General features: G+C 45.6%; 6 protein-coding genes. All 6 read right to left on the bottom strand.

All coding sequences use genetic code 11. The features are described 5' to 3' along the window. Nucleotides 1-153 precede the first annotated feature (153 nt). Nucleotides 154-3,387, bottom strand: a complete 3,234-nt coding sequence (locus DWX23_RS05975; protein ID WP_122373791.1) for an efflux RND transporter permease subunit — start codon at nt 3,385-3,387, stop codon at nt 154-156. 12 nt (nt 3,388-3,399) lie between these two features. Next, nucleotides 3,400-4,878: a TolC family protein gene (locus tag DWX23_RS05970; protein ID WP_122354296.1), complete on the bottom strand. Its 1,479-nt coding sequence runs from the start codon at nt 4,876-4,878 to the stop codon at nt 3,400-3,402. 21 nt (nt 4,879-4,899) lie between these two features. Beyond that, nucleotides 4,900-7,980 (bottom strand): efflux RND transporter permease subunit, encoded by a 3,081-nt coding sequence (locus DWX23_RS05965; RefSeq protein ID WP_122373790.1) that lies wholly within the window; start codon nt 7,978-7,980, stop codon nt 4,900-4,902. Nucleotides 7,981-8,110: 130 nt separating this feature from the next. Further along, nucleotides 8,111-9,199, bottom strand: a complete 1,089-nt coding sequence (locus DWX23_RS05960) for an efflux RND transporter periplasmic adaptor subunit (RefSeq protein WP_122354401.1) — start codon at nt 9,197-9,199, stop codon at nt 8,111-8,113. Between the two features lie 85 nt (nt 9,200-9,284). Then, complete coding sequence (locus DWX23_RS05955) at nt 9,285-11,102, bottom strand: O-antigen ligase family protein (RefSeq protein ID WP_122373938.1); 1,818 nt, start codon at nt 11,100-11,102, stop codon at nt 9,285-9,287. A gap of 11 nt (nt 11,103-11,113) precedes the next feature. Then, nucleotides 11,114-11,983, bottom strand: a complete 870-nt coding sequence (lepB, locus tag DWX23_RS05950; RefSeq protein ID WP_122373936.1) for a signal peptidase I — start codon at nt 11,981-11,983, stop codon at nt 11,114-11,116.

Below are 11,983 nucleotides of genomic sequence, written 5' to 3'. Positions count from 1 at the left end.
TCAAGCTCTGACGTCCTCTTTTTTATTACTCATCAGCTCCTGCATAAAACATTTAAGACATAAGAAGGGTTTGGATAATTAACAAATCGTCCAAGATTATCACAAAATTAGGAAAGAAAAACAGTTATTAGTGGTTAATTCTTTACAAGATGATCATTTCTTTAACGTGAAAATAGGCAGGTATATAAAGATACCCAGGATAGACATGGTCAGTCCTCCGATCGTACCGGCAGCCAGTGGGAACCAGAACGCTTCTTTATCCGGACCTAGCATGAACGGAATGAATCCCAGTATAGTAGAGATTACAGTAAGGAAGATCGGTGTTATTTTGGCATTCCATGCTTTCAGGTATAATCGCCAGAGAGGCATTTTCGGTTTGGCTTCGCGCAACTGGTTGAATTCGTTCAGTATGTAGATACTGGCGTTTACCGTAATACCGCATAACAAGACGAACGAGGCAAATCCTCCCTGGTCGAAATTCAATTTGAACCAGTAGAACGTCAGGAACACGCCGATATAAGATATCGGGATTACGAAGATAACCGCCAACGGCTGTTTCAGTGAGTTGAACAGGATACTGGTAGTAAAGAAAATGATGATAATGATCAACAACAACAGCAGGTATTGTTTATTATCTTTTGTATTCCAGCTCCAGTAATAACTATCCGCTTTGGCGGTATAGCCCATCGGAAGTGAAGCATTGAACTCTTTCAGTACACGGTCCCGTATTTTGTTTCCCTGGTTGGAAGCACCGATATACTCATATTGAAGGCACAGGCGATATTGTTGGTTCACTTTGGCTACTTTTTGCGGCATCTGTCCTTTCTCGACGGTAGCCAGCTCTGACAGTTTATAAGGTTTACCCTTGATGCTTTGGGGAACATACTGCATGCTCCAGACGTCATAGTCTGTGGCTTGGCGTGAACTGAGTTTCAATTTCTCCGTTTCATTATCGACAACGATCGTGCCGCTGTAAATATCTTTACCGAACACCGGATTAATAGAGGCGAATAGTTCGATTGGCAGAATATTCTCCTGTGCCATCCGTGCCTTGTTCAGATTGAAATAGAACTCCTGGTAATCGTCTTTCCACCAGGAAAACTCTGAATTGATAAGTACTTCTTTAATGCGCCGGAAGGTGAGAAGCTGTCCTTTCAACTGTTCTGCCCATTCGTACAATTCATCATAGTTATATCCGTACATCTCGATACGGAAGGAGCCGGCACTCTCCCGTACGTCATTATTGAATCCCTGATCCTGAAGGCCATATACCCCCCAACTACCGCCTCCCAGTTCCAAAGCCTTGCTGATTATCTTGCTTTTAAGCGTATATGGGAAACCGCTCCGTTCCGCCGCTTTGGTGAAATAGATACGTATTCCGGCTTGTCGTGCACTGTATATATTCGTCTGGAACTGACGGATATCTTTGAAAGTACTCAGGTAGGCTTCCATGCGTCCCATCAACTGGTTCATCTGTTCCAGCGTGGTACCGTTCGGCATTGATGCAGTGACGGAAAGTACTGTTTCGTCGTTGCGGGTAAAATAACTGCCGTCGTACACTTTCTGTACGAACAGACGCAATGTTCCTCCCAGCGCTTTGTCGATGACCGGTTTCACTTTCTCTTTATAAGTTTCACCGGAAACGATTTTATTATATTTCTCTATGAGTAATGAGTCTGTTGCCGTATATGTCTTTTCTTTATCGTCCATCTCGATTTTCTCAGGTAAGAGAAATACAGGTAATCCGAAAACCAGAACCAATACAACACATGCCGTCTTTTTCCACCGGCAGAGGAAACTGATCTGTGCCCGGTAATACCGGTTGAAATAGACCGGGAATCGTCTGAGCGCTCTGTTTCCCCATTTTCTGATCCGGGCAAAACGGACTGTTTTGGGTTCAGCCGATAAAGCTGCTTTTCGTTTTGCATTTTTCTTTTGTCCTAATCCCAGCTTCTCGATCAGGGCAGGAACAAAGAACAGGGCGATTGCCAGTGATACCGCCAGGTTGATGATCACCACGGCTGCAAAATCCTGCAGGTTCAACCGTATCTTTTCATCGAGGAAGAAAATGATGACAAGGGCACCGATAGTCGTCAATGTAGCCGTCAGGATGGAAAGGAAAGCCTTCCGGTTGTGGCGGTTACGTATATGGTCGGTCATTACGATCGTATTGTCTATCACCAGACTTAACGAGATCGTGACACCGGCCAGTGAGTAAAGCTGCATTTCAAGTCCTGCCAGATAAAAGAAAATAACGGCAATACAAAGATTCACGCTCAGGCTGACAACGATCAGGAACAGGTAACGTACATTCCGGGTGATCAGCAGAACGAACAGTAACAGGATCAGGATAGTAAGTCCGGTACGTATATAGATCTTATTCAATTCATTCTGGATGAATTCGGTCGCATCGTAGCTGGTATGTATCTCATATCCCTGCGGTAATAACTGGCGGATATGTTCCATTTCCTTTTTTACCTGCTTGGCAAGTTCCAGCTGGTTAGCCGTTTCTTCTGCCCGGATAGAAAGATAGATCGAGTTCAGCCCGTTGATACGGTAATAACTTTGGGGGGCTTCTTCCTGCCGGGTCACTTTCAGCAGTTGGTCCAGGCGGATCAGTTTTCCCTCTTTACTGGTCACGGTGATGTGGGAAGCGTCGAAACCGTTCTGCACATTATCCGGTATCAGGGCAAGGCGTATCCATTCCTCCTGTTCATTCGTATTCATATTTCCTGTCCCCAGGAACTCTTTATTATAGTACTGGCCGATGGCTGTCTGTATATCCGTGGTCGTGATGCCGAGCGAAACGAGTTGCCGGCTGTCGTATTCCAGACGCCATTCCATAGGCGTAGCCCCCCGCACGTCGATTCGGTAGATGCCGGAAATACCGGCCAGACGCGGCTTGATCTGATCTTCGGCGAACCGCTGGATAAAGATAGGTGTGGCTGCCGCGTTCAGTGTATAAGTCATGAAAGGACCTGATTCCTTGTCATCCGGTCGGCTCATTTCCAGTATCGGATAACTTAATCCGTCGGGCAGGCTCGGCCATGTCTGGCGGACGATCGTCGATGCCTCGAAGCGGGCGGCGTCGATGTTCGTATGCTTATCCAGTTCCAGTGTCACATACCCGAAACCGTTACCGGAGGTTGAGTTGATCTCCTTGATCCCTTTGATACGTGCCAGCATCGCTTCCAGCCGCGACGTCACTTCCATCTCGATCACACGAGCCGAGTTACCGGGCATGCTGTAGCTGATAGTCAGCCTGGGCAATGTGCGTGAGGGAGACAACTTGATCGGCAGGAGAGGAATGAAAGCCAGTCCTGTCAACGCCACACAAAGAAAGGTGACGATGATCGTAAAGGATGATATTTTAGGAGATGCACTCATTGAGTCTGTTACTTATAGTCCGTGCGTGAAATCGAATTCCCGGGCAAGCGATATGCCTGTTTCGAAATCATGTAATGTCAGTTTACGTATTTTGAAATAGCTTAGCCAGTAATTTTGCAAAGCGGAGATGTAATTACGCTGTGCCTCCTGCTGGCGGTTCAATGATAAAGTCAGGCTGCTGATATCTGCCTTTCCGATCATAAACCGTTGCTTGGTTTCAGCATAAGCCATAACTGCCAGGTCCAGCGCCTCTTCCGCGCTACTGATCAGGTTCTGCTGGATATTGAAATCGCCGACTGTCATGATCACGTCTTCCTCCACGCTCAGTTCCTCCTGGCGGGCGGATATTTGTGTCACGTTCAGGTTGTTTTTGGCGATATTGTGCTTACCCTTCCGTACGCCCCAGTCTACGAGGGGGATGGAAACGGATACGGATACAACATCCTGTTGCAATGGATTACGATAGGCTTCTTTCATTTTATCAGCTACCTGGTTAAAACCAATGCTGGCATTGATAGAGGCATTGAACATAGCTTCTTTTTTTGTCTTGTCCACCTGCTGTTCCGCTTCCAGTATCTGCTGTTTCATGTCGAGAAATTTCGGGTTGTTCTCCCGGGCGAGTGTCAATGCTTCGTCAACGGAGATCTGCATATCTTTCGGACGTCCCGGAAGGCGTAACCGTATTTCTGTATTTTTATCGAAGTTGAGGAATGAGGCCAGGCTGAACATGGCTCTTTTCAAGGCTATATCTGCATTTTGTAATGTATTACGCGCGTTAACGGCATCCAGTTTCAGTGTCAGCAATTCGGCTTTGTTGATAGCTGCGATCTTATGCCGCTCCTGTCCTGTCCGATATAGAGTATCTGTTGAAGCTACATTCTCTTTTGCCAGATCATATTCTGCCTGTGCCATAGCTAAAGCAAAAAAGTAAGAGGTAGCTTGTTCACTGATATTTTCGATATTGTATAACATTTCTTTTTTAGCCTTCTCGTATTTGAGGGGTTCGATCTTCCGTTCCCACCGGAAAGGATTGTAACCCAGTAGACTTTGGCTGTAACCAATCCGAATAGGGACAGTGGTGTATTGATTATAAGTGTTTTCACCAAAATTTCGCATATATCCCAGTTCCGAGTCCAAATAAAAAGTACCACCCAGAAGGTCGAAGTTCTGTTTTACCTGAAGGTTCCCATTGGCGTAGAATGATTGTTGCGTACGATATTCTTCTGTGTTTTTATCATAATTATATCGTTTTGTAATATCCCGGTAATACTGCGCCGGTGTCAGGTTCAGTGTCAGACTCGGCAATCTCCCTGCCTTGAAAGTCCTGTACTGCCAGTAACCTGCCAAAAACATATTCTTTGTCCTGAATGCCTCCAGCGAACTATCCGCCGCCAGCGAAATTGTCCGTTCGAGCGACAACGTGAGTGGCTGGGCACACAGGTAACCCGATGTGAGTAATAGAAACAATAATAAGAGCTTACATATCTTCATAACGGCATTATATAGAATTCGTTAAACTTCTGTTTGTTTTTCGGTAATTACTTCGTTTACATCATGTTTCCGGTAAATGAACCAGTAAACCAACGGGATGATGAACAAACTGACGGCTGTACCGATGAACATGGCCGAGATCATGGCGATGGAAAGCGGCTTTTGGAGTTCGCTACCCATATCGAACGAAAACAGCAACGGCACCATACCGAATATGGTTGTCAGGGATGTCATGATGATAGGACGCAGACGGCGACGGCCGGCTTCATGAATCGCTTCCATCAACGGTACGCCCTCCTTCCGTAACTCATTGATCGCATCCAGTTTCAGGATAGAGTCATTGATAATGATACCGCAGGTTACCACAATACCGATGGCGCTCATCAGGTTCATCGTATGTCCGCAGATCCAAAGCACCAGCAAAGAAGCTGCTACGTCGATCGGGATCTCGATCAGTACGATCAATGGTTGCAGGAAACTTTCGAACTGTGCAGCCAAGATAAAATACATCAACAAGATAGATATCAGTAAGATCACCACCAATTCGCTTAACATCTGTTGATTAGAGAAGAAACTACCGGAGAAATCGATTTCCCATTTCTGTCCGCCCAGCTTTTTCACTTCCTCCATCAACGGTTCCGCTTTCTTTACATCGTAGAAACTGAACGGGATATATTCGCCGTTCTTTCCGGCGGTGATCGTCTTCAGGTCTTCCCCTTGTGTCACTCGTACCAGCGATTGCAACGGGATATACTGAGTCTTTCCGTTTTTGTCTGCCTGCGTCTGTACCAGCGTTTGTTGTAGAACGTCATTCACCGTTTTCCCGTCACCGGCAAGAGCGATGGGAAGATACTGCTGATAGGAGCGGAGGGTAGCTACTTCATTCTCTTTGAAAGCCGTTTTCAATAAACGGTATACCTCGTTATAGTCTACTTTATAAAGTAGTAACTTCTGTCTGTCGATGGATATATTCAACTGGTTATCGAAAGCGACACCGACCGGAGCAATACCGGTGGATGTTTTCATCTGCGATTCCAGCTTGTGTAAAGACTGAGCTTCCGGAGCCTCTGCCTTGTTACGGGCATAAAATTCGGCTACGATATCGGCCTCACCTGTCACAAACAACTTTTCGAACACCGTTATCGGAGGTGAGAAAGAGAATACCGCTTCCGGATAGTTTTTGTTCAGCCATTCGGTGACCTTTCCCTGTAAAGGGACTATGGCAGAAGCATTTTCTGTCTTGAAATATAATTCGGCTTCCGATGCGGATAGCTCCCTGTCGCGGTTCAGCAGGAATTGTTGCTGTCCGACGTATGAAGTATATTCCTGTACTTCCCCGGTGACTTGTTCGAATAATTTATCCACCCGTTCCCGGTTTTCGTCGATATGGATGTTTTCATTCCATTCGATATGGGCGATCAGTTCGTTCTGATCGATCTCCGGCATCCTGCTTTTAGGTACTTCGTAGAACAACAGAACACATAACGGAAGAGTGACCAGAATAAACACGATATTCGATTTTTTGTGGCGGAACACGAAATCGACTCCCGCATCATAAAAACGATCCAGCGTATGTTCTTTGATCAGATTGTTTATCCGCAGGTTAATTCCCGTGTGCTTGATATCCGGAATGCTGTAGACTAATTTGTAAAGAACGGGAAGTAACATGATTCCCGTAAAATAGGAAACCATCAGTCCGACCGTCACGGCAAACGCCTGGTCGTAGAAGATAGCTCCGGCAATACCGCTCATAAATACCAACGGAACAAATACGGCAATGGTCGTCAAGGTTGAACTTAGCATCGGCGTGATTACTTCGGAAGTCCCTTTGGAGCAAGCCTCTTCCAGTGTGTACCCTTTCGATCTGTATTGCATAATATTTTCCGTCACAATGATCGAACTGTCGATCATCATACCCAATGCCAGGATCAATCCGGAAAGGGAGATGATGTTCAGCGACATCTTGAACATATAAAAGAACAGGAAGCTGATGATAAGGCTGACTATCATACTCAGGCCGATTACTGCCGGGCTCTTGATGTCCCCGAGGAACAGGATCGCCACGATACAGATAAAAATGAAACCGAGCGACAGGTTCTGTTTCAGGTTGGAAATAGTATAATCCAGCAATTCGGTCTGGTTGCGGCTGATGCTGAAATCGATATCCGGATAAACCGTTGCGAAATATTCCGTCACTTCCTGCAATGCCTCCTTCATATTATTTATATTCTCGTCCGCCTGCTTGATAACGGCCAGTGTGACCGCCCGTTTCCCGTTCGAGATGGAGGCGCCTGTCTCCATCTCCGGTACTACGGCTATTTTTGCCAGTTCCTTCAACTGGAAAATACGGTCGTTTTTGCGGATATAGATATTCTGCACATCTTCCGGTGTGCGGAGTAATGTAGAGAATTTGATATTGTATTCATAATATCCGTCCCGTACGGTCATGCTACCCGGCTCGATATTGTTCGAATTGAGTGCCGATTCCAGGTCGTTCAATGTAATACCTGCCATTTCCAACATCTTGATATCCGGTACGATCTGTAACTGCCGTTTCAGCATTCCCGTAATATCCACCATCGCCACCTCCGGCAATTGTTCGATGCGTCGTTTGATCACCGTTTCGGCAAACTGGCAAAGATCGAGGAAGGCAGCTTCGCTGTCACCCGTTTTCAGTGTCAGGTTCAGGCAAAAGACAGGAATATCGGTAGCGCTCGCCTTGATCACCCGCGGACGTTCTACTTCACGTGGCAGATAGTTCATTGCAGCATCGATCTTTTCGTTCACTTCGATGAATGCCAGATCGGTATTGGTCCCGAAATCGAAACTCAGTCGGATGATACCGGCACCGTCGCGTGTCTCGCTGTGAATATCGCGTAAGGCAGACACCTGCATCAGTTGCTGCCGGATCGGTTTGACAACCGTATTTTCCAGTTCGCGGGCCGATGTATTCTGTCCGGATACCTGTATGGTGATCTCCGGTATTGCAATATCCGGCAACAACGATACCGGGATGGTAAAGTAAGTCACCAACCCCACGATAAAACAGGCCGTGAAAGCCATCAGTACCGCGATAGGACGTTGTAGTAAGAATTTAACCATAACTTTTATAGTTGACAGTTGACAAGTGACAGTTGACAGGTGGAGACACCGGTGGATGTCGCTTGTGTTCTATGTTTTATATTTGTTTATTCATCGGGACTATTTATTGTGTTAAGCTAACTGTCAACTGTCACTTGTCAACTGTCAACTTCTCGATGATGGTTACCGGAGCCTCATGTGCCAGGTTAATATTACCGCTTGTAATAACGATATCATCCTCTTTCAAGCCGTCTGCGATCGTATAACTGTCTGCATTTTCCAAGCCGGTATGCACATAAGTCCAGTATGCTTTTGTCTTTGTGCTGTCCAGCACGAACACCACCTGTTTTCCCGAACGCAACACCACCGATTCTTTCGGAACGACCAGTTGTTTACCCAGTGAGCGGTGGATGCTGACACGCACGTTCATGCCTTCGAATAGTTTACCCTTGTCCGTAACTGCTGCTTTCACCTGTACCATACCGTTTTCATCCACCAATGGATTTATTTCGGTGATTCGTCCTTCCGCTTTGGTATCGTTCAGGGCAAAAGGAGTGACTTCGACCCGATCGCCGTTCTTTATCAGAGGCAATTCATTTTCCAGAACGGTAAACGCCGCCTCCAGACTGCCCGGATCGATGATCGTGCAGAATACGTCGGATGTAGAAGCGGTATTATATTGTTTGGCAAACAGGTTGGCTACAATGCCGTCGAAAGGAGCCGTCAGCACAGCGTTCCGTTCTTCATATTCGGCGAGCTGATGTTGAATCAGTGCCTGGTCGTAACCACTCTTTACCCGGACAAGTTGCATGGTTGCAGGGGGAACCTTTGCCGAGTCTGCCAGTGAGTATCCCTGGCCGATCAGTACGTCCTGCAGTTCCAGTTTGGCACGTTCCAATGCATCTTTAGCCGTAGCCATTTTGTTTTTCAGCCGGAAAGTGGATAATTCGGCGAGCTTTTGCCCTTTACTCACCCGGTCGCCGTTCTTTACATAGATCTCTGCAATCGGTTCAGCCGATTCGAACCGCAGGTCTACATGGCGGCGTGCCGACAATTTGCCGTTACTGATCAGTTCGTGGTTGAAGTCACTAGCCTTTAATGTCATCACGGTTACCTCGTTGGTTTCGTCCGGTAAAACCGTTTCGACAGTTTCTTCTCCTGCGCTGTTGTCTTTTTTCTCACCGGAGCAGGCTATCATTCCGGAGAGAATCAGTATTGCCAGCAAATTGTAGTATTTCATATTCATATAAGCTATGATTCAGTTTTCAATTTCCAAATATACAAATTTATTGTTACGATGTTATCGTAATTCGTGTATAAATAAATTAATTACGATTTTCCCGTATGTTTTTGAGCATCTTTTTAACTTCCGTTCTCATTTCGCGGATAGCTGTGCTTTCCACTTTCGGCTCTTTTGTCAGTACGGCATCAGCCGCTTTGATAAACTTATCTTCCTGAAAGAAAGCCGTTTCTGAGTATAGTTTAGTTAACAGATAATGGGGATAGATCCGTTCCGGCAGTATTTCTATTGCATGTAGCAATAAATTTTCTGCTTTCTGATAATTTCCCAGGTCCTGTTCATTTTTTGCCGCCATATAATGTATCATCGGATCACCACTCAGTTTCATCGCCCGTTCCAACAAATGGTTCGCCTCTGCAAACCGCTCCGTCTTACTCAAGCATTGCGCTGCTTCAAACAGTAGTTCCGGCTTATGTCCCATCAGCGGTACCAATTCTTCATACCCGTCCGCCGCCGCTTCATAAGCTTTGCTATTATATAACATCTTCAATGTATTCCATTTCTTATACCCCTGGTAATAGCCTTTCTGCTGCCAGAAAAGCCATCCGCAACAAACCGCCATCCCCCCGATTACGGCGGCTGAAAGTACCTTCCTCCCCTCTCGAGAGGGGGTAGGGGGTGTGTCAATGTAGATAGTTGTATTAGCAATCCCCATCAACACCACCAACACCACCCAGAACTCCGGTAGCTGCAACGGATAAGACGCCAGGCTGAACACCATCAACGCCAATATCCCTCCTGCCGCTCCTGCCTGCCTGTTTTTCACCCCCCGGAACAAGGAATAGCCTAACAACAATACAAAAACCATTAAACCCACCAACCCTTGCTCCAAACCAATTTGTAAGAATTCATTAAATCCGTATTCCGGACAGCCTGCGACCTTCATCTCTGTTTCCGAGGCTTTCCCGGAGGCAAAATACTGCGCCTGTGTTTCTGCATAAGCAGCCGGAAAACCTCCCAGTCCGGTTCCGGTCCAGGGTTGTTCCATTATAGCTTGTTCAGTTATTTTCCATAAAAGTAGCCGGCCATTGGCAGAATCTTTCTTTAGAAGAAAAATACCCGTCAATGCACCGGCTACAGATATTAGTACCAAAACAGATGATACTATAGTTAAGGTTTTAAATTCATAAATGTATGTTTTTGTTTTTTTCCATCCGATCCGTTGTACCCAGTACACCCATGCACATGACAGGGCGGCAGCGATCCAGGCTGTCCGGCTCATTCCGGCAGGCAATACTACGATGATTGCCAGCAAGGTAATCCATGCCAGATAATACAGATACATTCTTGTCTGCCGTAAGATCATCCACAGGCAAACCGGCAATACGATTGCGAGATATCCTGAATAAGGTCCCGGGTTATAAAAATCTCCGGTCAGCCTGAACAAGGAATGGTTTGAGCCTTCAAAACCATGCAACTGCCGCATCCCCAAAACAGCTTCAACCAATCCGGTTACAACAATCGCTGTCAGGAAAAACAATCGTAGTTGAGGCCATCCGGTAAATATAAATCGCAACAGAAACCACAGTACAACCAGTTGTCCTCCGAACAACATTTTCTCCGGTTCCGGATTCAGTTGCCAGTTATAAGTGAGCGCAACGATAGCTGCCAAAACAAGCACTAATCCGTCTGCGACCGAAAAGACAAACGGTTTTACCGGTTTCGTCATAACAGCCGCCATCAGACTGCATGCAGCCAACAGCAACATCACCAGATGAAACCAAAGAACCTTTCCTGTGATCAGTCCGTTAGTCAGCGCTATGTCTGTGGCAAAAACGGTACACAGCAGAAAGACACCACTGATGGCTAGTAATGAATAACTTATATATTGATTGTATTTCATGATTAATTTCTTTAATGAATTATTTTCATAAACCGTTCCCACCTGAATTTTTCCGTATACGGATCAACAGATTTCCATATGATCCATGCTTTCCCCACGATATATTCTTCCGGCAACATTCCCCAATAACGCGAATCCTGTGAATTTATGCCGTTATCGCCTGCCATAAAATAGTAGTTTTTCAGGAAACGATAACTGTCGATCGGTCTTCCATTAAGAAAAGATGTAGAATCCTTGTATTCAAGAGTTCCCTGTTGTTCCCATTCAATCAGCTTCTTATACAAAACAAAGTTTGTCCGATCCATCCGGATCGAATCACCTTTGGCCGGAATATGTAGCGGTCCGAACTCCTTGATATTCCAACCGATAGTTCCATCATAGGGGAAACTATGGAATATGCCATCTTGAAACTTTTCTGTAAAGGCAATTCTTTTTTGTGAATCCGGATTACCAAGAGGTACTTCTATTCCGTTTACATGAAAAAAACCGTTTTGTATTGATAATGTGTCGCCAGGTAATCCTACGCACCGTTTGATATAATATTTGAGGATATGCATTTCAATCTTATCCCAACTGTTAGGATGTGGAAAATTGAAGACTAAAATGTCATTACGTTTAATATCCCTGAAACCAGGGATACGGTAAATTTTTGTTTGTTCATTTCGCATGGATGCAAAAAGGTTGAATATACGCGGGCCGATGATCGGTTTCCAGACCAGGATATTATCTCCGGTAGTTAATTCCGGCTCCATCGAATCGCTAGGAATTTTGAAAGAGGCAAAAAATAAGACCTGAGTGGCGAACCATGCCGTAGCCAGCATACATAGCCAAAAGGTTACGTCAACTGTATATTGTATTATTTTTTTCCAATGCTTTTTCAT

Origin of the sequence: Parabacteroides sp. AF18-52 (assembly GCF_003479145.1) — a bacterium.
In the GTDB taxonomy this organism is placed as follows: domain Bacteria; phylum Bacteroidota; class Bacteroidia; order Bacteroidales; family Tannerellaceae; genus Parabacteroides; species Parabacteroides faecis.
Note: the sequence above shows the minus strand (reverse complement) of the source record. Positions and strands in the feature narration are given on the sequence as shown.